The organism is Mucilaginibacter sp. SG538B, assembly GCF_013376065.1.
Classification (GTDB): Bacteria; Bacteroidota; Bacteroidia; order Sphingobacteriales; family Sphingobacteriaceae; genus Mucilaginibacter; species Mucilaginibacter rubeus.
Map to the genome: position 1 here is coordinate 783,512 of NZ_JABMJI010000003.1, position 25,081 is coordinate 808,592.

The window sequence follows — 25,081 nt, forward strand, 5'->3', positions numbered from 1 at the left end:
TCCCCGATAACAGTGCATTGTCTTTGACCAGCATTACATCCCCAATTAAATCCTCGCTCATAACCTATTGCTTATTATACCATCATGGCAAGCAAAAAAGTGCTGATCGCCTGCGATTCGGCCAAATCGTTGATTGATTTTAGAGGTAAATTAGTTGAGCTGATGCGGAGAGAACATACTGTTTATGCTTTTATCCCTGCGATACCGCCCGAGCAACGCGCAAAACTGGCTTTGTTAAACATCGTTTTATTTGAAAACAATCTAAACGGAAGTAATGTATCGATCTTATCTGATCTGAAATATGCGTTGAAACTTTACCGGCTCATCAAACAGCTAAAGCCGGATGTTTTTTTTCCATACACCCTTAAACCGGTTATATATGGAACACTTGCAGCCAAACTGGGCGGCGTGCGAAAAATAACCCCAATGCTTTCGGGCCTTGGTTATAACTTTGTTAGCGGTAACACATCTTTAACAAGCAAAATTACCCGCTTCCTGCTTAGGTTCAGCCTTAAAAACAGGCAGGGGTTGTCTGTCATATTTCAAAATAAAGATGATGTACAAACTCTGCTTGATTCTAAAATAATATCAGCAAAACATCAAACCGCAGTAGTTAACGGATCGGGAGTAGACTTGAGCTACTATACCCCTACCCGGCCGGACATTAATAACATAAGCTTTATCATGGTATCCAGGCTAATCAATGCCAAAGGGATCCGCGAATATTTTGAAGCAGCGCAAATTGTATTCCTAAAGCATCCGCAGGTAACGTTCAAGCTAATCGGATCCTATGATGATAATGTTGACGCCATTCACCCCGACTTATTTTCGGAGATAAAGCACCGGAGTGTAATTAACTACCTGGGTGCCGTTGATGATGTAAGACCATATATAAGCAGTTCGTCTGTTGTGGTACTGCCTTCATACTATCGGGAGGGAATTCCACGGTGTTTACTTGAAGCCATGGCTATGGCGCGTGCCATTATAACCTGCGATTCTGTTGGTTGCAGGGAAACTGTTGATGCGTCACCCAACAGCAATGGATTTTTAATACCCGTAAAAAACACAGCCGAACTTGTGCACAAGATGGAGTATTTCATAACCAACAAGGAAGCTATCAGCAGTTTCGGGCTTAACGGACTGGCCTTGGCAAAGGAAAAATTTGATGTGCATAAAGTAAATGCTATGATGATGCAGATTATGGACCTGAATTAATTAGCCGAAAATCAACAATACAAATTCATGAGAAATAGACTTAACTACGGAGACAGGCATTTTGAAGATTTCCGCGTTGCGATGCGTGATTACGGATGGGTTATTTTTGAGAATGCATTAGACAGCGATTTTGTTGCAGTTATTAATGAGGATTTAAAGGAAGCGTACGTAAAACGACGAGCCATTCAGGAAAAAAATGGGATAAGCTCTAACATGGCCGGCACACTTCATCACCTTGTTGAAAAGGACAATTTCAGCTTGCCGTTTATTGAAAAAATGTATTGTGCCGATGAAATAGCTTATTTTTTGAGTGGTAATTATATACTGAATGGTTTTAATGCTGTAATACACACCCAGCAGCAACATCCTTATGTAAGTAACATGCACCGTGATGTGCGCACATTTTTAGGCGATACGAAATTATTAGTGCAAATGATAGTTACCCTTGATGATTTTACCGCAGAAAACGGTGCTACCTATTTTCTGTCGGGCTCACATAAAACAGATATCAAACCTAACGAAAATTATTTCTACGAAACCGCCGAAAGGGCTGTAACACCAAAAGGAAGCATCATCCTTTTCGACTCCAACATATGGCATGCTGCCGGAGAAAACAAAACAATTAAGCAACGCCGGGCATTAACACTGGGATTCACCCGCCCTTTTATTAAACCACAAATGGACTACCCAAGGGTATTAGGTTACGACTTTATTGATAAGCTTAGCTCTGATCAGCGGCAGGTATTGGGTTACAATTCACGTATCCCGGAAAGCCTGGAAGAATATTATCAACCCATTCATTTAAGAATGTATAAAAGCGACCAGGGATAACAACTTTATTTTTCACACTCAATTTACAGTCATGCAAAAAAATAAAGCCGCGTTAAAACCGATAGGCGGGTATTTGGAGCTGGAACTGCCCAAAGGGAATGAATACTATCCCGATTTGGTTAGGTTAAACACAGGACGTAATGCGTTAGAATACATATTGATACAAAAAAAATATCATAAAATTTATATTCCTTATTTCACCTGCGATGTACTGCTTGAACCAATTGCACGAACAGGTATTCAATACCAGTTTTATCATGTTGACCGGCAGTTAGATCCCATCATCGATTTTGAGATTGAGCCTGACGCCTGTTTTTTATATACCAATTACTTTGGCATAAAACAAACAAAAGCATTAGAGCTTAGCGGCAAAATCAAAAATCTTATAATTGATAATTCGCAAGCCTTTTTTTCAGAGCCCCTTGCCGGCATTGATACATTTTACTCGTGCCGTAAGTTTTTTGGCGTTCCAGACGGCGCATACTTAAGCATTAAAAGAAAACTTACTAAAAAGTTGCCCATAGATAGCTCAGTAAACCGGTTTTCGCACCTTATAAAAAGTATAGACGCAGGTATAGAAGCCGGGTATTCTGACTATATAAACAACAGCAAGGACCTGGAAAACAACGAGATAAGGTCCATGTCGTTATTGACCCGAAAGATACTTACAAGCATCAATTACAACGAATGTGTATTTGCAAGGCAACGAAACTTTAATTTTTTGCATAAGCACCTTGCTGAATTTAACCTGCTCAAGTTTGATGCCGCTGATGAGCACACAGTACCGTTGGTATACCCTTTTTTAACTAATGACCGGCACTTAAAAGTACATCTGATCCAGAAAAAAATATATGTTGCTACCTACTGGCCTAATGTATTTAAGTGGACTAAGAAAAACACCAACGAAAATTACCTGGCCCGGTGCTTAGTGCCATTACCAATTGATCAACGGTATGACCTTCAGGATATGTTTTATATGTTAAATACGCTAAGACTTTTTTTATGACCATTTCAGTTTACATACGCCCCCTTGTAATAGAAGATGCGTCCGTATCTTACGCATGGCGTAACGACCCATTGATATGGGTATATACAGGCTACAAACCCACTCATTATATTAGTTCGGAAATAGAAACAGCCTGGTTACGTGAAAAGCTGGCCAAGCCCGATCAGCTTAGATTTGCAATTTGTGTTAAAGAACTTAATACATATATAGGGAATATACAACTGCTCGATATTACTGATCATGACGCAGAACTACACCTGTTTATTGGTAACAAACTTTACTGGGGTAAAGGAATTGGTTACCAGGCAACAGTGCAGATGATACGATATGGCTTTTTAATAAAGGAACTGGATGAGATTTATTTAAAGGTACACCCTGCAAATATCGCGGCAATCACTGTTTATGAAAAGGCCGGATTTGAAATTACAGGTAAGGTAAATGATTTGATTACAATGAGTATTACCAAAAGTAAATTTGTTTGCCTTCAAAATCAACAATCATAATTTACTATCTCCTAAACTTTAATTCAATGATTAAGATCTTTACCCTGCTCAATAAAGAGGAATGGATTTCTTACGTCGGTAATTCGGCCGAATATGATTTTTATCATACATGGCATTATCACTCCCTTGAAACAGCGGGAGATCCTGTTCTATTTATTTATGAGGAGTCAGATACCTATATCGGCTTCCCCCTGCTGCAGCGAAAAATTCCGGGTTCTGATTATAGCGACCTAACCTGCGTATATGGTTTTTCGGGCCCGTTTTCAAACAAAAGAATTGATGAGATAGATGAGGAGCTGATGGAAAATTTTAAAAGCGCTTTCAACAATTTCCTTATAAAGGAAAAATACGTATCTGTTTTTGTAAGACTTCATCCTTTTTATAAGCAGCAAAAATTACTGGATAAATTTGGAGGTGTTCACGAAAACGGAAAAACGGTAGTATTTGACCTTTCAGTGCCTATTGATGAACAGCGCAAAAAATACAGGCAATCAACCATGGATGCTATTAAGCACGCATGGAAAAGAGGGTTTAAAGTAAAGGACGAAACAAATGCTGACGGCATAAACACCTTTGTCGAAATTTATACCGAAAACATGAAACGCGTTGGCGCCAGCAGCTACTACCTGTTTAATGAAAAATACTTTTCAGAAATATTAAACACATCTGAATATGAAGCCCGTTTGCTAACTGTTTACTACAACGACATTGCAATTGCAAGCACTATAATAACCTTTACAAATGGCATTATTCAAGCCCATTTAGTAGGTGCCCGCGCAGAATATTTACATCATAGTCCAACCAAATTTCTGGCCGATTGCATAACGCAGATAGGCAGAGAAAAAGGAATGAAATATTACAACCTGGGTGGTGGCCTTGGATTTAAAAACGACAAGCTCTTTGACTGGAAATGTGCCTTCTCCGACCTCCATCTTGACTTTAAAACATGGAGATATATTGCCAATCCCGAAATATACCAAAAGCTTTTGCAGGATAAGGGCATTGAAGAAAATGCCGAAGTAGACTTTTTTCCACTATACAGATACGCTTAAGATAATACCTAAATAAACCAGTTATGATATACCTCAAAAATTTGTTGTTCCAGGATAAGTTCCATTCAAGATGGCTAATCCTGGTAATTGACCTGATGGTAGTTTTGTTATCATTATGGACATCACTATATTTTAAAAACCGGCTTCAGTTTGATCCCATCAGTCTTTATTATATGCTCTTTTATTGCAGCAATGCGGTGTTGGTTTTTATGATAATGAAAATACATACCTGTATTATCAGGTATTCCAACACACGCGATATGATGCGGATTTTAATAACCGTACTGGCAAGTAACGTTACTTTTCTGCTGTTTTATCATTTGTTCTTCGCTTTCTATCTTAAAATAGATGTCAGCGGATTGATGGACGTGCTGCTGATCAATTTCTTTATCACTTCGTCTATGCTTATGTGTATGCGTATTATTATCAAGGATGTTTTTAAATACATTGAGGCAACAAGCTATAAAGTTGAAAAAGAAAATGTACTGATCTACGGCTCCAACGAACCTTCCATACTAATTAAAAATGCCCTTGAAGCGCAAAAAGGATTTATACTCAATGTTCAGGGCTTTATCGACACCGGGGTTGACAGAATATCAAAATGCATTGAGCAAAAGCAAGTTTATCCTATCAAATCAATTGATATGCTAAAAAAACGCTACGATATAAAGTCAATGCTGATAACATCCGAGGATATAAAAATCGATGGAAAACGAAAAGCGGTTGAAAAATGCATTGAACTTGGCATAAAAGTAATTATTGTGCCGTCATCAGACCAGTGGATCAACGGCAAGCCAAACCTAAATCAGTTTAAAGACTTAAAAATAGAAGACCTGTTGGAGCGAAAACCCATAAAAATCTGCAATGAACATATTTTAGATGACATTAAAGGTAAAAGGATTTTGATCACGGGTGCTGCCGGTTCAATAGGTTCTGAGCTGGTAAGGCAAGTGTTAATGTATAGTCCCGAATTTGTTGTATTATGTGACAGGGCCGAAACCCCGCTGCATGATATTCAAATGGAAATTGAAGATGGTTTGTACGGTAACCGCACCAGGATCTTTATTGCTGATATTCAAAATGCCGGTCGTATAAAAACACTATTTAATTTATACAGGCCTCAAATAGTATTTCATGCGGCAGCTTACAAGCATGTACCGATGATGGAAAATAATCCAACCGAAGCTATTTTAACCAACGTATGGGGCACAAAAATCCTGGCAGATATTTCAATAGAATTTAATGTCGAAAAATTTGTAATGATCTCAACAGATAAAGCGGTGCGTCCAACAAACATCATGGGGGCCTCAAAACGGATAGCCGAAATGTATATTCAATCGTTAAATAACCTGTTGTTTGAAGAGCATTTTTTTAACTCCGATCCGTCAAAAGGCAACCAAACCAGGTTTATAACAACCCGCTTTGGCAATGTCCTTGGGTCAAACGGCTCCGTGATCCCTCGCTTTAAAGCACAAATTGAAAAAGGCGGGCCCGTCACTGTTACCCATCCGGATATCACAAGATACTTTATGACTATACCCGAAGCTGTACAACTGGTACTTGAGGCAGCCGTAATGGGCAAAGGAGGTGAAATATTTTTATTTGACATGGGCGAGCCGGTAAAAATCGCCGATCTGGCGGCGAATATGATAAAAATGGCTGGTCTTGTTCCGGGAAAAGATATCCAGATTGTTTATACCGGATTGCGGCCTGGCGAAAAACTATATGAAGAGTTGTTAAACGCGGAAGAAGAGGTAATACCTACTTATAACAAAGACATCAAAATCTCCAAAAATATCCCGGTTAGTTACGCTAAGATCAATAATTTAATAAAGGACCTTTTGGAACTTAACCTGCATAATGAAGTTGATTTGATGGTATCGAAAATGAAAACCATATTGCCTGATTACATCAGCAACAACTCCCAATATGAAAAGCTCGACATAAAATTGATTGATAAACAAATGGTAAATTGAGCTTTTTTTTAATTTATATGATTTATCTTATAGGTTATCAATAATAATTTGCAGATTTAAGCAAATTAAAACCTAAGATCCCATTTACATCACGATGGGTAAAGCTGATGATTGTTATTTTTAAAGAGGAAATCTAATGTCCTTTGATCCGAATTCTGATTTTTTTGAGATAGCGTTCAACGTGACGGAGCATACAGAGGCTATGCTGGCTTATTGGGATAAAAACCTGATTTGCCGCTATGCCAATAAAGCTACCGCCGATTGGTTTGGGATAACCCCGGAGCATATGATCAATAAATCACATCTTTCGGAAATTTTAGGAACATTATTTGAAGTGCAGCTTCCTTATATTAATGGTGTGTTAGGCGGTAAAATACAGGTTTTTGACCAGGTAATTCATTTGTATTCGGGCAGAGCAAAAAATGTGCGGGTAACTTATCATCCCAACTATGTTGAAGGTGAAATAAAGGGATTTTATGCACATATGGCAGACATTAGCCCGCTAAATAATAAATCCCACGATAATAATAAAACAGGAGTAGAAAAACTACCGGAGTTTGTAACTCAAAACGACCAGCTCCTTGAAAATGTTGCAAAAACACTAAATGAGAATGTGTTTATCGGATTTCCGAGTATCTCTGCACTTTCAAAAAAACATTTTGTATCCGAGTCAAAATTAAAAAGGGATTTTAAGCAAAGTTTCGGCAGAACTATTTTTTCCTATTACCGGTATCTGCAAATGGAAATTGCAGACAGGTATATCAGGGAAAAGCGCTGCAATAAAAACCAAATGGCAGTAATGCTTAATTTTTCCAATCCGTCGAATTTTTCGGCATGTTATCATAGATATTTAGAAGAAAAATCATCCGATAGTGAGCTCATCGAAACACAAAAAGAAGATAATACGCATAATAAAATGCTTATAGAACAGGCCCCTATTGCTATTGCCATGTTCGATAACCAGATGCAATTTATTGCTGCTTCAAAAAGATGGATTGCCGAATATAAACTTGAAAGCACAGGTTTTATTGGAAAAAGTATTTATGAAGTTTTACCGGCTACAAAAAAGAAATGCGAAAAGCTCCACAATCATTGCTTAAAAGGTAATATATATCAATGTGATGGCCTGCTCTTAAAAAAGAATGATGGTACCCGCGTTTGGTTAAAGTGGAATATTCACCCCTGGTTTACAACTTCGGGAGAAACAGGCGGACTATTTATCCATACCGAAGATATCTCCAAAATTAAAGCCATAGAGAAAGAAAACAAACAGGCCGAAAAGCTTTTAAAAAGAGCTGCAACCTTGTCAAAAATAGGTACCTGGACTCGGGATCTGCTTACCCATACTATGCAGTGGGATAACGTTATAAAAAGCATCCTTGAAGTACCTGAGTACTTTGTACCTGATATAAAAACGATATGGAAGCTTTTTAAACAAGGTAAAAGCGAGCGGCTTAGTAAAAAAGCTTTAAAAGACGCATTAAAATACGGAAGCTCTTTTGATATTGAAGTTGATATGATAACCGCCAAAGGTAATTCAAGAAAAATAAGAATTATTGGTTATCCTGAATTTCAAAATAATAAGTGTAAAAAGCTATCTGGAATATTACTGGATATCACTCCTCTTTCACCTTTTAAAACGGCCAACTTTTTGACGGATTGATCTGTTTAGAAAAATACTTTATCGTGATGATCTCCAACCGGAAGACAAAAAAAATGATAATTCGCCATTATTTTATGAATTTATGCGTTTGCATTAGCTCCATGCGCTAAATTTATCTTATTTTGAAATAAATTACACCATTAGTAAAATTAACTAAAATAACACTTCATTGGATGGATAACAGTTTAATAACTTAACTACCACTCACAAAACCTGGCAAATATTGGCCCCAAAAACGTGCAGAGCCATTTTTACCCTTCCCAATTAGTGTGTATTAACGCCTTCTACAGGTATAATTTGGCCTTTTATAGGTTGAATTAACAACGGAAGTATACATAAATTTAATTCACAAACGATGATACGAATTATCAAATAATGCCATCGTTTGTTTATTGATAAACAAATGTGAAGCACTCAATACTAAACAAATGAATAACCTAAACTCAAATCATGATTCAGAAAAAGCCGAGAACCGATATTTACGATCATAAGTATCTATAAATAACTTGCAGTTTATTATAACCTAAATTTAATTATGCTAACCAACTAAAATTGACACCTAATCGAATCTAATCTTATGCACAGCAAAGTTTATTACCCTGTTAGCTCATATATCAATAATGATCAAAGATCTATTGGTATTAATGACACTCAAGATTTACATTTTGGCAAAATTGTAGAGCGAATTGTTAGACGTGACCATATGGGGATAAGTGAAATCGCCCGGAAACTCAACGTAAGCCGCAGAACCTTATACAATTGGTTCAACACCAAAAGGCTTAGCTTTGATATAATTTGTCAGATCGGAATTGTTATCGAACATGATTTTTCAAAGGAATTTCCCAACGAATTTGCCTTGAGATTTAACTCGCCGAATGCCGAAAAGGATATCGAAACCCATGAGGCAAAAGACGCTCCGCTTGATGCCATATATTATTGGATGGACAAGTATATTAAATTGCTTGAAAAATTCAATGAAGCCTTGCGTAACGAGAACACATTAAAACCAGATTGACAGGTCCATCGGTATTACAAAATTATTATATTGACAAAAGACCTTTACTTTTTTATATTGTTATAAGTTGGTTGTTGTAAACAGCAATCAATTTTTTGTTGCTTTTTTATACATCTACCTCCACCTATTTTCCAGCCTCTGTACTTACTAAATATTCCTAAGTCAGCCACTTTGGCTATTTTTTAAAATTCACCATCATGCTTTTTAATTCCTTTGGGTTCGGAATATTTCTGATTGTGGTTTTTGTGCTTTATTGGTTTGTACTTAACCGAAAACTGCAACAGCAAAATTTGTTACTGCTCGCTGCAAGTTATTTTTTTTACGCATGCTGGGACTGGCGGTTTCTTTTGTTGTTAATTTTTTCTACCCTTTTAGATTATTTTACCGGGCTAAAAATGTACCATGCAAAAACACATGGCCTAAAAACCTTTTGGCTTTGGTTAAGCATATCTGTAAACCTGGGTTTTTTGGGTGTTTTTAAATACTACAACTTCTTTGCAGCATCGCTTGCCGGCCTATGCGCCAGTATAGGGATTCATTTAAGCCCGTTTACTCTAAATGTAATCCTGCCTGTCGGTATCTCTTTTTATACATTTCATGGTTTATCATATGTAATTGATGTTTATAAAAACCGTATTAAAGCCGAACGGAACTTCATTGACTATTCATTGTTCGTAAGTTTTTTTCCGCTTTTGGTGGCCGGCCCTATCGAGCGGGCAACACACCTTTTGCCCCAGGTAAAAACCAAGAGAGAGTTTAACTACCAGGAGGCAATTAATGGGCTGCGGCAAATTCTATGGGGCCTGTTTAAAAAAGCTGTAATTGCCGATCAATGTGCCGACTATGCCAACATGATATTTGCAAATAGTTCGCATTATCCAGGCAGTACCCTGGTTTTAGGCGCTATATTTTTTGCATTCCAAATCTATTGCGATTTCTCGGGGTATTCTGATATGGCATTAGGCATAGCAAAACTTTTTGGATTTGAACTGCTGAGAAATTTTGCATTCCCGTACTTTTCAAGAGATATGGCCGAGTTTTGGCGCAGATGGCATATCTCACTATCGTCATGGTTTAGAGATTACTTATACATACCTCTTGGGGGCAGCAAAACAGGCACCTGGCTCAAAGTAAGAAACACATTAATCATTTTCTTGGTTAGCGGTTTTTGGCACGGCGCCAACTGGACCTTCATCATCTGGGGCCTTCTAAATGCTTTATTCATTCTCCCTTCTATCCTTTTAAAAACAAACAGAAACCACCTCGAAATTGCAGCCAAAGGCAAAGCTATGCCAACGTTCACCGAATTCATGCAAATGGTGGCCACATTTCTGCAGGTAATTTTTGCTTGGATCTTTTTTAGGGCTGATAGTGTTACACAAGCCTTTAAATATATCGGCCGGATTTTTTCACGATCTCTTTTTTCCGTACCTCAATTAGATGTTAACAAGGTACAATTGCTTGAAGTGATCATTCTTATCCTATGTTTTATAATAGTTGAGTGGCAGGGACGGGAAAACCAATATGCCATTGAGAAGTTAAGCTGGTTAAGAAAAAGAGGGTACAGATTGACCTTTTATTATACATTGGTTGTGGTGATTTTTTTATTTACAGGAAAAGAGCAGCAGTTTATTTACTTTCAATTTTAAGCAATGCACCGCTTTTTAATTAAAACCATATCATTTGTTTTAATGAGCTGCCTGCTCATATTGGCTATTGCCCTGATTCCGGGTTATATGGTAAATAAATTTTCGAAGTTTAGTGTAAAGAAAAACAATCCTATTGCACTTTTTGGTCATTCGCATTCAGAATGTGCCTACAATGATACCCTGATACCCAAACTAACCAATCTGTCGCACTCAGCCGAATCTTATTTTTACACCTTTCAGAAGGTTAAAAAATATCTATCGCAAAACCCTCAAATAACCACTGTACTTATAGAATTCTCAAACAACCAGATTGACACAAAAATGGATGACTGGACATGGGGATATACCTACATGTCAAACATGTTTCCGCAATACGCCTCTTTTATGAGCCTGGCCGATTTTGAATTGCTGGCTAAGCATAATTCAAAATATTTTATGAATTGTGTAGGCATAGCTGCGCGTACCAATTTTATTAAAGCACTTTCATTCAATTATGATTACACAGGAAAAACAGGAGGATATTTCAAAATAGAAGGTTCCAGGCCTTTACCTTCAAATAATCCGGCGGGTAAAAATATTCAAGCAGCATCAAATAAAAGTGCAATCTCAACAACCAATATTCAATATCTAAGGAAAATAATAGATTATTGCAACGGCATGCATAAAAGTGTCTTCCTGATCAGGAGCCCGCAACATCCTTTGTATGAGTACAGAAATAATGAGGCAGAGTTTTCGCGGATCCGTGAGCGTTACTTTAGCGATATAAAATTCCTGGACTTCAATAACTTTCCGCTAAAAAATGATGACTTTGCCGATTTTGGGCATTTGAATTTCAAAGGAGCTTTAAAGTTTTCAGCATACATCAATCAGCGCATTATGAACGGGATGCTTAATACCGTTAATACCGCATCCCTAAGTCAGCTTGATAATAAAACGGTCAGCGGCAATTAATAATAACATATCAAACAACTAACTAACAGCGCCTGGTACAAATGTATCGGGCTTTTTTTGTCTTATAAGCTATCCGACGAACTATTACAGGAGGTTGCCGGCAATTTTAATAGCAGGTTAATAATAAAACGCCGATCAGGGACGGAGCTTTATTATTAACTAAACTGCATTTAAATAAGCAACATTATAAATCAACAACGTAGATAGCCAGGATATTAAAAACCCCGCTTCCTCCATCCTTAGTAATCCCGGCTTTGCCGCACTTTATTTAGCCGGGGCATACGCGCCGGTTTTTAACCAGGTAAGCCAGGCTTTCTTAAATGCTGCATGGCTCATTGGTGGAAGTTTACGGCCCTCCCCCGGTTTCCAGGCCCAAAGCACCAGTCCATCATCTGCATGTGCAATGAGCTTCTGCATGTCCTTATGCCCGTTTTGCTTCGGATCTATGATTTGTTTTGCCAATTGGCGGGGTGTCCTCCCCTGGAAAACCATTTTCATATCGGCCGGTGGGAGATGCCAATTGGGATTGCCCGGGGGCGTATGCAAGCCCGGAGTATTTGTTGGCTGATGGCAATTGGCGCATTTCATGGCATAAACACCCTTACCGTCCACCCCTCGTTTGGGCAACATGGCGTGCAAGTGATTATCTTCACCCTGCAGCGGTATATCACCTGAAGGATGACAATTCATACAGCGGGCACTCATCAATACAGTGTAAACCTGTTTAAAAGCTGCAACAGAAGCCACACTATCTTTAGGTAGTGCCGCATAATTAAATGTTGATTTTTCCTCTTTGAACGATAATATGACCGCGCTTGACATAAACAAAACGATCATGGTGATTATTAGTTTTTTCATGCCTGTTTTTCGAGTCGGTTGTTAACGATAGGTAAATTGTAAATCCGTTTTCCGGTTGCTGCAAAAATTGCATTAGCTACAGCCGGTGCTGTTGGCGGAACTGCACATTCTCCGGCACCTCCCATTTTTTCCTTGCTATCCACAATGTAAACATTGATCCGGGGTGCCTCGTGCATCCGGGTGATCCGGTAATCATAAAAATTATTTTGTTGCAATTCTCCATTAACGAACGTTAGCTCACCGTACATTGCCATCGAGATACTGAAAATTATCCCGCTTTCCATTTGGGCTTTTACACCGTCGGGGTTCACGGCAAGGCCACACTCAATTGCACAGTCTACCTGATGTACCTTCGTAACTCCTTTATCAACGCTTACTTCGGCTATAATAGCTACGACGCTGCCAAAAGCCTCATGTACCGCCATGCCTTTAAACCGCCCTGGTAACAGCGTTCGGTTCCAATTGCCTTTTTCGGCCACAAGGTTAAGTGCAGCCAGGTGCCTCGAATGATTTTTAAATAACCCGCGGCGGTACTCCACAGGGTCGATACTTACATTGTGGGCAAGCTGGTCTATAAGCGTTTCCATTACAAATGCAGTGTGCGTACCACCTACAGACCGGTACCACAAAACAGGCACTACTTCTTTGGTGGTGTGAAGGCCGACAAAATGATTTGGTATTTCGTCCAGGTATGGTGATCCTTTTACGCCTTCCACCGTTGTATCATCTATTGCCGGAGGCGGACCGAAAAGCACTGCCGCATCCGCCATAATTGACTGACCAGCAATATTATGGTTCCAGGCAATGGGAAGACCGTCCTTATCAACACCAATCTTTACATTATGGACATAAAAAGGCCGGTAAAAGCCGCTCTTCATATCATCTTCCCGTGTCCATACCATTTTTATCGGCCTACCACTTGCTTTCGCAATATGAACCGCCTCCGAAACAAAATCGCAGGCAGGTGTAGCACGCCTGCCAAAGCCTCCGCCAAGGAATGGTATATTTACTTTTACCTGCTCCGGCTTAAATCCAAGAATTTTTGCTGCGGCAGCCTGTTCTCCGCCTGGCAACTGTGTACCTGTCCATATCTCGCAGCTGTTATTTTCAATCTTCACGGTGCAATTCAGCGGTTCCATAGGAGCATGGGCCAGATAAGGAAAAACATATTCTGCCGAAATGGTATTTACCGCTTTTGGAAACGCTGCTTTAACATCGCCTTTTTCCTGAACCAGGAGGCCATCCGAGGCAGCCAGTTTTCGGTAAGCCGCAGTTTGCGCACCGGTGTTTAACTGCACGCCGGCACCATGGTCCCAGGTTATTTGTAAGGCCTTCCGTCCCTGTTGTGCCGCCCAGAAGTGGTCGGCAATAACAGCCACACCCGTCGGAATTTGTACAACCTCCCTTACGCCGGGAATTGTTTTCGCCTTACCGGCATCAAACGATTTAACTTTACCACCAAAAACAGGTGCATGTGCAACAACAGCGGTAAGTAACCCGGGAAACTGGATATCCATGCCAAATTTTGCGCTACCATCAGTCTTTACTCGCGCATCCATCCTTTTGCTTCCTTTGCCTATATACCTCCAGTCGGTAGATGAACGCAGCGGAACCTTTGCTGGTACAGGTAACTTTGCGGCATCGTTAGCTAACTCTCCATAAGTGTATCTTTTGCTCCCGGCAATAACAAACCCATCTTCCGTTTTGCAGCTTTCAACAGCAGTCCCCGAACGGGTAGCGGCTGTTTGAAGCAAGAGCGTCCGCGCGGTTGCGCCGGCATTACGATACCTGTCAAACTCAGACCAGGTGGTACTTGACCCGCCGGTAATTTGGGCACCGTAAATAACATGGTTAAACGCCTTATCGGCACCGCCATGTTTAATATTGATTTTTTTCAGATCCACATCAAGCTCATCCGCGATAAGCATGGGCAGTGTAGTCCAGACCCCCTGCCCCATTTCCACGTGGCTCAGATATACCGAAATGCTATTGTCTGTACCTATATTTAAAAATGCATTCGGGGCAAACACATTTAAATCAGCCGTATCTGCAAGGGCAGCAAGCTTATTGGCCTTTGGAATAGTAAATGAGATGAGCAAGCCACCGCTCAATAATGCACCTGATTGTATAAAGTTACGCCTGTTCATGATTTTGCTCCTTCCCGCTGCAGTTCTGCCGCTTTGTGTATAGCCAACCGGATGCGGGGATAAGTACCGCAACGGCAAATATTACCTGACATCGCATCATCAATATCCTGATCTGTTGGGTTGGGATTTTCCCGCAGCAAAACAGCTGCAGACATGAGTTGCCCCGACTGGCAATAACCACATTGCGGAACATCGAGTTCGGCCCAGGCAATTTGCAAAGCGTGGTCATTTAATTTAGACAGTCCTTCAATTGTAGTAACCTGCTGCCCTGCCGCACGGCTCACTTTTGTTACGCATGACCGTACAGCTTCGCCGTTCAGGTGTACAGTACATGCTCCGCACTGCGCCACGCCACAACCGAATTTGGTGCCGGTAAGGCCTAAAAGGTCACGAATAACCCACAATAAAGGCATGTCCGGGTCAGCGGCAACCTCCCGCTGTTTCCCATTGATTGTTATCGCTATCATATTGAAGAGTTTAAGTTAGGCTTGAGATCGGGAACTAATAATTAAATTTAAGTATTTCTACGAGGAATACCAGTGTAAATCAAATAGTTATTTTTCTTTAGATCTATTGCAGGTTAAATCTGGTGCCAGGATGAACCGATTTGGCCATTTCTCAATTCAATGTTCTATATTCCTGGCGTGTTTGGCCAGTTACTTTTTTAAATACCCGTGTAAAATGCTGCGGATACTTAAATCCCAAGCTGCAGGCGCTAACCAGCTAACTCATCCCGGTCACGGAACATGTCTCAAAAATCCACAACGCTATTTATATGCATTGATAATTAATCACCGTTATTAACCTGTGTTACAACCTGATGGCCGATTAATATTATCGAAGCAGGCAGATTTATTTGTTCAACTCATTTTAACATTTGCTGGCATATTATTTATCTTCACAACAAATACATATTACCCATGTCAAAAACAATCAAACCCTTGTTAGTTACCTGTGCAATTGCTTCATTTTGCTCTTTTTTTGATATTACGCAGGCTGTTGCCCAGTCACTGCCGCCCGTTGAAACGCAATCGCCAACGGCCGACTACAAGCCCGCTTTTCCGGGTCAGACAAGGGCCCCTGGTGCACAAACTAAAACCAAACTCAGTGTAAACGTGATCAATCATGAGCTGAAGCAGCCATTTGCTTTACGCTGCCTGCCCGACGGGCGCTTTTTAATTACAGAAAAAGGCGGCACCATGCGGATATTAAAGGCTGATGGAGGTTTAGACAAGAATATTCAAGGTTTACCGACAGTAGCGGTGGGTGGCCAGGGAGGCTTGTTAGATGTTAATTTTGATGCTTCTTTTGTAAAAGACCGGACTTTATTTTGGTCATACTCCGAAAAAGTTCCGGAGGGATTCCAGTTGGCTGTCGCCACTGGTGTACTTTCGTCAGATTACAGCAGGCTCGAAAACGTAAAGGTGATCTATCATGCTAAACCCGCCTATAACGGTCACCTGCAATTCGGCTCACGAATCGTTTTCGATAAACAGGGTAACCTGTTTGTAAGCACAGGCGAACATGGGGATGATGAAATGCGTGTCAAGGCCCAGGACCTGAATACCGCAATCGGAAAAGTATTGCATATAACCCGTGACGGGAAACCGGTGCCTGGCGGACCATTTTCGCAAAAAGCCGGCGCTTTGCCCGAAATTTATGCTTATGGCTTAAGAAACCCCGAAGGTATGACGATGAATCCAAATACCGGCGAATTATGGGAATCAGAATTCGGTCCGCGCGGAGGTGATGAAATTAACATTATCCGGCCGGGAAAGAACTATGGCTGGCCGGTTATTACTTACGGCATCGAATACCGGGGTGTAAAAGTTGGCGATGGAATACAGCAAAAAGAAGGCATGGCCCAACCCATTTATTACTGGAACCCAAGCATTTCACCGTGCGGCATAACCTTTTATACGGGCAACCTGATTCCCGAATGGAAAGGAAATCTATTTGTAGGCGCCTTAAGTGGATCACATATCATCAGGCTTATTATTAAAGACAATAAGATTGTAGCGGAAGAACGCCTGCTGAAAGACAAGGGCGAACGCTGGCGTTCTCTTGTTACCGGCAAGGACGGCGCATTATACGGTGTTACGGACAATGGCAATCTTTACAAAATAAGTAAGCTTTAATGTGAAAAGTTTATGGGAGAGTAATTTTGCTTAAATCGATCAGCGCTGCTTAATATAGCGGAACCGCCTGTTTACAATTCGGGAACGGGATATACAATTACATCAAAGGTTAGCGCTTGTCTTTTTAATTGGAAATTGAAAGTTTGAGTTTCATAACTTTAAGTCATGGACAATAAAATAGCGAGATCGGTTTCTCTCTTTAACAATGACCTCAGGTTAAAAGGCTTCAATGTTTTCCAGATAAAAGAAGACGATCAGGCTGTTCGGTTTTACAGTAGAAAAGACTTTTACAAAATTTGTTTAACTACAGGCAAAAGCAAGATTCACTATGCCGACCGCAGCTTTGAAGTGGAGGGCACTGTTTTGTTTTTTGGCAATCCGCATATTCCATATTCCTGGGAAACTATCTCAACCACTTATGTGGGTTATACCTGTCTCTTTTCCGAAGAATTTCTGTGCGTTTCAGAACGTACCGATATGCTGCAGCAATCACCCTTTTTCAAGATCGGCGGCACACCGGTACTAAAGATCACTGAACAGCAAAGAGCGTCTCTGAACATCCTCTTTCAGAAGATGATAGATGAGCAAAACAGTAGTTACGTATATAAAGACGACCTGATACGCAGTTACATCAACCTGATCATGCATGAAGCGATGAAAATGCAGCCCTCTGAAAATTTTGATCAGCATAAAAACGCTGCCTACCGGGTCGCTGCTGTATTTATGGAATTGCTTGAAAGACAATTTCCTGTAGAAAGCCCAAATAAGCCGTTGCAGTTGAAGACGGCCCAGGACTACGCCCAAAACCTCGCCCTTCACGTAAATTACCTCAACCGTATGGTAAAGGAAGTTACCGGCAGGCCAACATCTGCGCACATTGCAGAGCGGATTATCAGCGAAGCAAAAGCACTGTTACAACATACTGACTGGAACATAGCCGACATTGCTTATGCACTTGGCTTTGAATATCCCAGCTACTTCAACAACTATTTTAAACGCATGACTGGCACCAATCCAAGTTCGCTTCGCACCATGGAAGTTTGATTTTCATAAGCATTGGTTTGATTTTCTTAAACAGCAAAGTTGGCAACAGCACTAACTTTGCAAAATGAAAAACATCGGCAGATACAAAACTTCCATCATACTGCAGCTGATGATTTTAGCTGCAGGTAGTCTGTTTTCACTAAGTGCCACGGCGCAAAAATTTCTACATAAAGGTGATGTGGTCACCATTTCGCCGGGCATCTTACACTGGCATGGTACTACGTTCCAAAACAGCTTTACGCAAATAGCACTGAATTTCAATATAGAAAAAGGCATTGCGACATGGCTACATATTTCTGATAATGAATACAATATCGTTAAATAACCACATTATTATAAAAGATATTTTCGAACGGTTGAAAGCAGGGGAATTTGTTCCGCTTACTGACCTGGAATTTTACAAGGTAAATGCTGTGGTGGCCCGCACTCTGGCGTTGTCGCCTGCACTCAATGCAGCAACCACCGTTGAGCAGATCCGCCAGCAACTTAGCAACATTATTGGCGCAACAATAGACAAAAGCACCACTTTGTTCGCACCCTTCCATACCAACTTTGGCCGTTTCATTAGTATTGGCAAGCATGTGTTTATTAATCATGCCTGCTCGTTTCTTGACATGGGCGGTATTACGCTGGAAGATCATGTACTCCTCGGCCCTAAGGTAAACCTGATCACTGAAAATCATCCACTCGACCCGGTTAACCGGCGGGGTATGATTTGCAAACCTATCGTTATCAAGCGCAACGCATGGATTGGTGCTGGCGCTACTATATTGCCGGGTGTAACCGTTGGAGAGAATGCCGTTGTTGCCGCGGGTGCGGTTGTTAGCAAAGATGTGCCGGCAAACACTGTTGTCGGGGGTATTCCGGCAAAAATTTTAAAAACTATTGAACAATGAAGAACAATGGCGCATTAGCATATCGGAAACTTAAAAAGTTAATTACTATACAGATAATAACATTTACCCACAAATACAGGTTATTAAAGCACGACAAGTTAACGAAGCCAGGAAAATATAATGGCTGAAAAATACACTACATTATGTCATTGATGTCAAAACCATATAAACTCTCTCAATCTATTTATTATGGAAATAATTAAAAACGGTGCGCAAGCATCAGTAAAAGGTCCGGAAGCTTGGTTTACCGGCGCCGTGCGTATAGATCCCCTGTTTGCAAAAAAAGAAGCTACCAAAGGCGCGGGTGCGTTGGTCACCTTTGAGCCTGCCGCCAGAACAGCCTGGCACACTCACCCGGCAGGTCAAACACTTATTGTTATTTCCGGTCTTGGCCGGGTACAACGCGAAGGTGGGCCGATCGAAGATATAGGGCCGGGTGATGTAGTTTGGTTTGAACCAAACGAGAAACACTGGCATGGTGCATCGCCGGGTAAAGCTATGAGTCATATAGCCATTCAGGAAGGCGTTAACGGCGAGGTGGTTACCTGGCTGGAGAAAGTAAGTGATGATCAATATTCAAAATAAACGATTATGAAAACAACAACAGTAAAAGCATACGGTACTGAAGCTGCAGATGCGTCGATTCATGATTCCAATCTCAAATCGGCCGGCATCCTGCCGACCGATTCAGTAGAGAAAGCCAGTTACGGCAACTTTGTACATCTGATGGACCCCGAGGGCAACAAAATTGAACTATGGGAACCTAATGATGTGGAATATGCCAAATTGGGTAAATTAACAACTAAATAGTGGTATCACGCCAACATGGGTCAACGGCTATCAGAGGCCTGCTGTAGGGCTGCGACGTCAACTTTCTTCATCGTCATAAAAGCCTGCGTAACGCGTGCAATTTGTTCGGGGCTGCCGTTTTTCAGTGTTTTTAACATAACTGTTGATGCAACCTGCCAGGACACGCCATATTTGTCCTTCAGCCAACCGCATTGGCCGGGTTTGCCATCAGCTGAAAGCGCTGACCAATAATAATCGATCTCTTCCTGTGTTTCACAAGGGATCAATAGCGACACCGCGTCGTTAAAACTAAAACCGTGTGGATGCGCGCTGTCCATCGCTGCCAGCCAGGTTTGGTCGATATGAAAATCGGCAAACATAAGCGTGCCGGCTTTATCAGGCCCTATATCCTCGGGGCGCGGGGCAGTAATGCCTCGTTTACCATCTTTAAACACAGAACAATAAAAGTCGATGGCTTCATTAGCTTTACCGGCCACCAAGTCCGTATACATCAGCGACGGAACGATCACTGGTCTTTCCTCACCTGCCGGATTGGTCAGTATCAGTTGCCATGACACACCATATTTATCGCTTACCCAACCGTAACGCTCGCTGAAAGGATAGCGGTCGAGCGGCATCATTATCTTTCCGCTTTCTGATAGTTTGCTCCAAACTTCGTCAATACGCCCTGCGGCATCTGGATCACGCGACGGATCAAAATTGATCATAAAAGAAATAGAGGGACTGATCTTTAATCCATCCCCGGCGCTGATGCCCAGGAATGGCTGGCCGGCAAAGGTAAATTCAACTATTTCGCACTCCCCGCCGGGCATTGGGAAATGATTAACATAGTTTAAAGCCGAATCAGGCATTAAAGTTGCATAGAACTCGGCAGCTTCCCGGGCTTTATCCTGGTCGAACCAGATGTGTGGTTTGATGGGTAACATGGGTAAATGATTTTAGTGGTGATATATAATAAAAAATTGTAAGCGTTAATTGTTTTTACAGGCAGCACCGCCGGTTAAGGCTTCACCTTGCAGCCTTTATCGGGAATAAGAACTCAAGATCCTAATCTGTTCTGATTTTTCTTATTCAATACCTCAAAACTAATTGGTTTTTCATGGACAGACAAGGTGCATTAGTGACATTTAAGCGGCATATTATGACATGAGTTCGTTCACCGTCGGTCTGTAAAACCAAATGAAAAGCCCTCTATTTTCATCAGGGTATATTATATTGCACATTCATTGAAAAACCATGAAAAAACCCGTGCCATTTGACTTCCTGCTCGATTACCTACCGACAGGTATAATCATCAAGCCGGCGGTAGGCATGTTCTATATCTATTTCGATAAAAAGATTGTGCTGATCTTCCGAAAGGTTAGTAAAAATCCGCAGCATAACGGTATTTGGATCTCTACCAGGCGGGAAAATCATGCCAGCCTCAAAGGGGAAATACCGGCCATCACTGATTTTGTATTAGACGAGGGCTTTGATACGGCCTGGCTCCTGCTTAGTGACAGCCACGATGATTTTGAGAGTTCGGCAATACAGCTGTGCGAACTTGTTTTGCGCAGGAATAAAAGGATCGGGAAAGTAACGTCTAAAAGCACAGCGATGTTTTAATAGCCTCCTTAACAATTTAATCGTTGTCAGCATCAGCTTCTTCGGGATGATCTTTAAAATATTCCCGTGCCTTTTTTAAACCTGTGGCTATGGCAATGCCTTCATCGCCGCTTTCCTTCAAAATTTCATTGGCAATTTCTACCGCCTTTTCCCGCAATTTGGGAGGTTGATTTTTGTAAGATGGCGGGTAGTCTCCGTTATACCAGGGCATGCTTCCTCCTTTTTAGGTAACAACAATTACGATGAAGATTTGATTGCAAAAAGTGTTGATTGAGCGGCAAGAAGTTCAAAGCATTTCTTCAAAAGATCATTCGAACTACTCTTTCAAATACTTGCGAATAATATTCTTACGAGAGAAGCGGCCTGATTAAAAGTTAAATTCTGATAACGCTTTTCTGTTAGCATGCATTTGCATCAGCTTACTTTAAAAAATTGTTCAAGTAGGTCAACACCGTTGTTGTCTGCATCATCAGGCTTACATGTCCTTGCGAAGGGACAATGGCCAATTGCGATTTTGGCATTGGTGCTAAATCAGCAGAAACGCCGCCGCCTAATAATCTATATGTTTTTGCCAATTCAATTTTGTCCAGCCCATCGTTATCACCGGCTATGATCAATACCGGAGCAGAAATTTTCGAAATATTGTCATCACCGAAGTCGAACGGCTCCTGCGCGAAAGCGATCATCTGCCCTATAAACTTTGTCCATTTTGTTTTATCTGGTGCTATTGCATCGTATGCGGTTTTCATAGGAGTATTCATAAAAAGCCCGGGCTTCCAGGATTTGAAAACATTGGTTATTTCAGGCAGCCATCCGCTACTTTTATAAGTAGAAGAAATGATCACTAATTTTTTTAACCGTTTAGGGCTTTGTAAAGCAAACTTGTAAGCCACAGAGCCACCCATACTATACCCTGCTACGTCGGCACTGTCAATTTTCAGGTAGTCCATAACTCCTTCCACATCATTAGCTAAGGTAGCATATGATAACTTTCTATCCGAAAACGGTGTATGCCCGTGTCCCTGTAATTCAATGGCAATTACTTTCCTGTTTTTTGATAGTTCAGGGATCAATTCGGCCCAGTTTCCTTCAATTGTCATAAAAGCACCATGTAGTAAAATGAGCGGTTTACCCTCGCCATATACCTCATAATAAACTTTGATACCGTTCACAGGCGCGTAGCCACCGTTGGAAGGCTTGATTTGTTGTCCATTTGATCGTGATGTTGCAAACATAATTACAATTAACAGTATTGATTTAAGAGGGTTAAGTGCTTGGAGTAAATTTTTCATGGCGGTTAAGTTTGATTTTATTAACAATACAAAGATGGAACTCATTTCAGGGTTTGATAGCGTACAAAAACGACTACTTAGGGGACAATTGCGACAAAATATGCTTGTAAGCGAGGAAATGATTCTGCCTGCTCCCCGTTAAAGAAGATCAAGCATGGAAGCAAGTAAACATGAATCTGTAAAAAGAAAACCCTCTAAAATTGTAATTTAGAGGGTTTGATACTTGATATCGCTTTCTGTCGGGATGGCAGGATTCGAACCTGCGGCCTCCACATCCCAAATGTGGCGCGATACCGGGCTACGCTACATCCCGTTTTTTTATTCAGCCTGCGCTGGCATACTATTTCGCCAATCAGAAAAGAAAACCCTCTAAAATTCAATTTAGAGGGTTTTGATACTTGGTATCGCTTTAGTCGGGATGGCAGGATTCGAACCTGCGGCCTCCACATCCCAAATGTGGCGCGATACCGGGCTACGCTACATCCCGTCTCCCTGATTGGGTGTGCAAAAGTATGATTTTAAATTAAGTTGCAAAATTTTTTTTGAAAGATTTTGCAAGCCTGCCTATAATCTGCTCATTAACAAAATATTGCCTTAAATTAAATTCTTTATGGTTTCTCAAAATACTGAATAACCCTGTTATTACACTTGATTTCCCTCCAAAAAACTTAAAAAAGGATTGCATGTTGTTATGCTATAGCTGTTCAAATCCATGAATTTATATGAACAACAGCCTTACTGGCTAATAAAAAATGGCATAATTGCCTCCTACCCTTCTCTTCAAAAAGATTTGAAGCTGGATGTGGCCATTATTGGGGCCGGCATCAGCGCCGCTTTAACAGCCTGGCAGCTCCGCAACTCGGGTTTAAGTATAGCTGTTTTTGATAAGCGCCACGTTGGTATGGGCAGTACCGCGGCCAGCACTGCGTTCCTGCAATATGAAATTGATACGCCCCTTACATCTTTAAAACACCTGGTTGGCGAAGCAAATGCCGTAACAAGCTATCAACTTTGCCGCAAAGCTATTTATGACATTGCTGATTTATGTAAATCGCTTAAACCCGCCTTTGATTTTAGCTTGAGGCCAAGTTTGCAGTATGCCAGCTTCAAAACACATACAAATTCACTAAATCAGGAATATAACTTCCGTAAAAAGCATGGCTTTGAGGTACAATGGCTCGAAGCTGATGAAATTGAACAGAAATTCGGGTTTAAGGCTTCCGGGGCTATTTTCTCTGCAGATGGCGGGGAGGTTGATGCATATCTGCTTACCCATGCTTTACTTGCAAATTTTGCCAAAGCCGGTCATAAAGTATACAGCAATACCGATATTAAAGCCATTGAGCATCATAAACAAGGCATAACGCTGCAAACCGGCAACGGCTCAGTTATCAAAGCTAAAAAGTTGATTATTGCATGTGGTTACGAAAGTTTAAAATATGTCCCTAAAAAAATAGCCGAAATTAACTCAACTTACGCACTGGTTTCGGAGCCTTTGCCCGATGTACGTTTTTGGTATAAGAACAGTTTGATTTGGGAAACTGCTGTACCCTACATGTACTTTAGGGCTGTAAGTGAAAACCGCATCCTGGTTGGGGGCCGCGATGACCCTTTTCATCATCCGCATATACAGCCTTCTGTTATTAAACGAAAGACGGACATGTTACAGCAGGCTTTTCTCAAAAAAATGCCGCACATCCCGTTAAAAGCTGATTTTAGGTGGGCTGGTGCTTTTGCCAACACGAAAGATGGCTTGCCTTATATTGGCTGTATCCCCGAAAGACCAGACACTTATTTTGCGCTTGGCTTTGGAGGTAATGGTATCACTTTTAGCGTAATAGCTGCCGAAATTCTCCATGATCTTATCATGGAGAGAAAGAACGAACATGTTCAATTGTTCGGTTTTAACAGGTAGCGCGTTTTCAAATAATAAAAAGCCGATATTTATACCTGAAATGACCAATCAATTACCCAAAATATACCTCTACCGCAGGCTTGTACAGGCTAAGTTGTTCATTGATAAAAACTATCATGAACCGATCGACCTGAACGATATTGCCGACGAGGCCTATTTTTCCAAATATCATTTCATCAGGTTGTTTAAAAACATCTATGGTAAAACACCACACCAATACCTCATCCAGGTGCGGGTTGAAAACGCCCGGCTGCAATTAAAAAAAGGCCTTCCCATTGCTAATGTTTGTTATGCTGTAGGTTTTGACAGTGTTACTTCATTTTCTGCTTTATTTAAAAAGATCACCTCCCGTTCTCCTGCAAACTACCAGCAAACAGAACTTAAACGGCAGGCGGAGATGCAGCAATCGCCCCTCAAATTTATACCCGGTTGCTTTGCCCGGGAAAAAGAATGGCTGCGAAATCGCAATTTTCAATAAGCCCGGTTCTTTTTTGATAACGACTTTTGGTTTATCA

The 25,081-nt window shown here is 41.0% G+C and carries 25 protein-coding genes and 2 tRNA genes; 19 read left to right on the plus strand and 8 right to left on the minus strand.

Annotation, left to right across the window (positions count from 1 at the left end):
• The first annotated feature begins 84 nt into the window (after window positions 1–84).
• From FHW88_RS19255 to FHW88_RS19300, 10 genes are all read left to right on the plus strand, one after another.
• A complete protein-coding gene (locus tag FHW88_RS19255) occupies window positions 85–1,215 on the plus strand; it encodes a glycosyltransferase family 4 protein (protein WP_176627552.1) in 1,131 nt (376 codons plus the stop codon).
• Between the two features lie 27 nt (window positions 1,216–1,242).
• On the plus strand, window positions 1,243–2,046 hold the full coding sequence (locus FHW88_RS19260) for a phytanoyl-CoA dioxygenase family protein (RefSeq protein ID WP_090526781.1): 804 nt from the start codon (window positions 1,243–1,245) through the stop codon (window positions 2,044–2,046).
• Between the two features lie 31 nt (window positions 2,047–2,077).
• Complete coding sequence (locus tag FHW88_RS19265) at window positions 2,078–3,052, plus strand: hypothetical protein (protein WP_090526777.1); 975 nt, start codon at window positions 2,078–2,080, stop codon at window positions 3,050–3,052.
• Window positions 3,049–3,555, plus strand: a complete 507-nt coding sequence (locus FHW88_RS19270; RefSeq protein ID WP_090526775.1) for a GNAT family N-acetyltransferase — start codon at window positions 3,049–3,051, stop codon at window positions 3,553–3,555. The genes FHW88_RS19265 and FHW88_RS19270 overlap by 4 nt, the downstream gene beginning before the upstream one ends.
• A gap of 26 nt (window positions 3,556–3,581) precedes the next feature.
• Window positions 3,582–4,607, plus strand: coding sequence for a GNAT family N-acetyltransferase (locus FHW88_RS19275; protein WP_090526772.1), 1,026 nt, complete (start codon window positions 3,582–3,584; stop codon window positions 4,605–4,607).
• Window positions 4,608–4,630: 23 nt separating this feature from the next.
• Window positions 4,631–6,583, plus strand: a complete 1,953-nt coding sequence (locus FHW88_RS19280) for a polysaccharide biosynthesis protein (protein WP_176627553.1) — start codon at window positions 4,631–4,633, stop codon at window positions 6,581–6,583.
• Between the two features lie 136 nt (window positions 6,584–6,719).
• Window positions 6,720–8,246: a PAS domain-containing protein gene (locus tag FHW88_RS19285; RefSeq protein WP_176627554.1), complete on the plus strand. Its 1,527-nt coding sequence runs from the start codon at window positions 6,720–6,722 to the stop codon at window positions 8,244–8,246.
• 577 nt (window positions 8,247–8,823) lie between these two features.
• Window positions 8,824–9,261: a helix-turn-helix domain-containing protein gene (locus FHW88_RS19290; RefSeq protein ID WP_090526765.1), complete on the plus strand. Its 438-nt coding sequence runs from the start codon at window positions 8,824–8,826 to the stop codon at window positions 9,259–9,261.
• A 395-nt stretch (window positions 9,262–9,656) separates the two neighbouring features.
• Window positions 9,657–10,910 (plus strand): MBOAT family O-acyltransferase, encoded by a 1,254-nt coding sequence (locus tag FHW88_RS19295; protein ID WP_255485374.1) that lies wholly within the window; start codon window positions 9,657–9,659, stop codon window positions 10,908–10,910.
• A 3-nt stretch (window positions 10,911–10,913) separates the two neighbouring features.
• Window positions 10,914–11,861, plus strand: coding sequence for a hypothetical protein (locus FHW88_RS19300; protein ID WP_176627556.1), 948 nt, complete (start codon window positions 10,914–10,916; stop codon window positions 11,859–11,861).
• A gap of 264 nt (window positions 11,862–12,125) precedes the next feature.
• Here the strand turns inward: FHW88_RS19300 and FHW88_RS19305 are convergent, their stop codons facing one another.
• From FHW88_RS19305 to FHW88_RS19315, 3 genes are read right to left on the minus strand one after another with little or no spacing between them, the layout of a single operon-like run.
• Window positions 12,126–12,719: a hypothetical protein gene (locus FHW88_RS19305; protein ID WP_090526760.1), complete on the minus strand. Its 594-nt coding sequence runs from the start codon at window positions 12,717–12,719 to the stop codon at window positions 12,126–12,128.
• The gene (locus tag FHW88_RS19310) at window positions 12,716–14,866 is read right to left on the minus strand and encodes a xanthine dehydrogenase family protein molybdopterin-binding subunit (RefSeq protein WP_176627557.1); all 2,151 of its coding nucleotides are present in this window, start codon (window positions 14,864–14,866) and stop codon (window positions 12,716–12,718) included. The genes FHW88_RS19305 and FHW88_RS19310 overlap by 4 nt, the downstream gene beginning before the upstream one ends.
• Window positions 14,863–15,333: a (2Fe-2S)-binding protein gene (locus FHW88_RS19315; RefSeq protein WP_112659114.1), complete on the minus strand. Its 471-nt coding sequence runs from the start codon at window positions 15,331–15,333 to the stop codon at window positions 14,863–14,865. Before FHW88_RS19315 ends, FHW88_RS19310 begins: the two co-directional genes overlap by 4 nt.
• A 453-nt stretch (window positions 15,334–15,786) precedes the next feature.
• Between FHW88_RS19315 and FHW88_RS19320 the strand changes: the two genes are divergently transcribed.
• From FHW88_RS19320 to FHW88_RS19345, 6 genes are all read left to right on the plus strand, one after another.
• On the plus strand, window positions 15,787–17,004 hold the full coding sequence (locus tag FHW88_RS19320) for a PQQ-dependent sugar dehydrogenase (protein ID WP_176627558.1): 1,218 nt from the start codon (window positions 15,787–15,789) through the stop codon (window positions 17,002–17,004).
• A gap of 165 nt (window positions 17,005–17,169) precedes the next feature.
• Window positions 17,170–18,048, plus strand: coding sequence for a helix-turn-helix domain-containing protein (locus FHW88_RS19325; protein WP_090526753.1), 879 nt, complete (start codon window positions 17,170–17,172; stop codon window positions 18,046–18,048).
• Between the two features lie 64 nt (window positions 18,049–18,112).
• A complete protein-coding gene (locus FHW88_RS19330) occupies window positions 18,113–18,373 on the plus strand; it encodes a hypothetical protein (RefSeq protein WP_090526751.1) in 261 nt (86 codons plus the stop codon).
• On the plus strand, window positions 18,351–18,944 hold the full coding sequence (locus FHW88_RS19335; RefSeq protein WP_176627559.1) for a DapH/DapD/GlmU-related protein: 594 nt from the start codon (window positions 18,351–18,353) through the stop codon (window positions 18,942–18,944). Before FHW88_RS19330 ends, FHW88_RS19335 begins: the two co-directional genes overlap by 23 nt.
• 189 nt (window positions 18,945–19,133) lie before the next feature.
• Window positions 19,134–19,529 carry a cupin domain-containing protein gene (locus FHW88_RS19340; RefSeq protein ID WP_176627560.1) on the plus strand — a complete coding sequence of 132 codons (396 nt, stop codon included), beginning with the start codon at window positions 19,134–19,136 and terminating at the stop codon, window positions 19,527–19,529.
• 6 nt (window positions 19,530–19,535) lie between these two features.
• A complete protein-coding gene (locus tag FHW88_RS19345; protein ID WP_176627561.1) occupies window positions 19,536–19,754 on the plus strand; it encodes a VOC family protein in 219 nt (72 codons plus the stop codon).
• A 20-nt stretch (window positions 19,755–19,774) separates the two neighbouring features.
• Here the strand turns inward: FHW88_RS19345 and FHW88_RS19350 are convergent, their stop codons facing one another.
• The gene (locus FHW88_RS19350) at window positions 19,775–20,680 is read right to left on the minus strand and encodes a VOC family protein (RefSeq protein WP_176627562.1); all 906 of its coding nucleotides are present in this window, start codon (window positions 20,678–20,680) and stop codon (window positions 19,775–19,777) included.
• A 310-nt stretch (window positions 20,681–20,990) separates the two neighbouring features.
• Between FHW88_RS19350 and FHW88_RS19355 the strand changes: the two genes are divergently transcribed.
• Window positions 20,991–21,359 (plus strand): hypothetical protein, encoded by a 369-nt coding sequence (locus tag FHW88_RS19355; RefSeq protein ID WP_176627563.1) that lies wholly within the window; start codon window positions 20,991–20,993, stop codon window positions 21,357–21,359.
• A 16-nt stretch (window positions 21,360–21,375) separates the two neighbouring features.
• On the opposite strand, the gene FHW88_RS19360 is transcribed toward FHW88_RS19355, so the two are convergent.
• The 4 genes from FHW88_RS19360 to FHW88_RS19375 form a co-directional block, all read right to left on the minus strand.
• Window positions 21,376–21,570: a hypothetical protein gene (locus tag FHW88_RS19360; RefSeq protein WP_090526743.1), complete on the minus strand. Its 195-nt coding sequence runs from the start codon at window positions 21,568–21,570 to the stop codon at window positions 21,376–21,378.
• Window positions 21,571–21,778: 208 nt separating this feature from the next.
• Entirely contained in the window at window positions 21,779–22,651 is an 873-nt protein-coding gene (locus FHW88_RS19365; protein WP_176627564.1) for an alpha/beta fold hydrolase, read from the minus strand.
• Between the two features lie 239 nt (window positions 22,652–22,890).
• A tRNA-Pro gene (locus FHW88_RS19370) sits at window positions 22,891–22,964 on the minus strand.
• Window positions 22,965–23,064: 100 nt separating this feature from the next.
• A tRNA-Pro gene (locus tag FHW88_RS19375) sits at window positions 23,065–23,138 on the minus strand.
• Between the two features lie 225 nt (window positions 23,139–23,363).
• On the opposite strand from FHW88_RS19375, the gene FHW88_RS19380 reads away from it, so the two are divergent.
• A complete protein-coding gene (locus FHW88_RS19380) occupies window positions 23,364–24,566 on the plus strand; it encodes an NAD(P)/FAD-dependent oxidoreductase (RefSeq protein WP_176627565.1) in 1,203 nt (400 codons plus the stop codon).
• A 40-nt stretch (window positions 24,567–24,606) separates the two neighbouring features.
• Window positions 24,607–25,044, plus strand: coding sequence for a helix-turn-helix domain-containing protein (locus tag FHW88_RS19385; RefSeq protein ID WP_176627566.1), 438 nt, complete (start codon window positions 24,607–24,609; stop codon window positions 25,042–25,044).
• Window positions 25,045–25,081 lie beyond the last annotated feature (37 nt).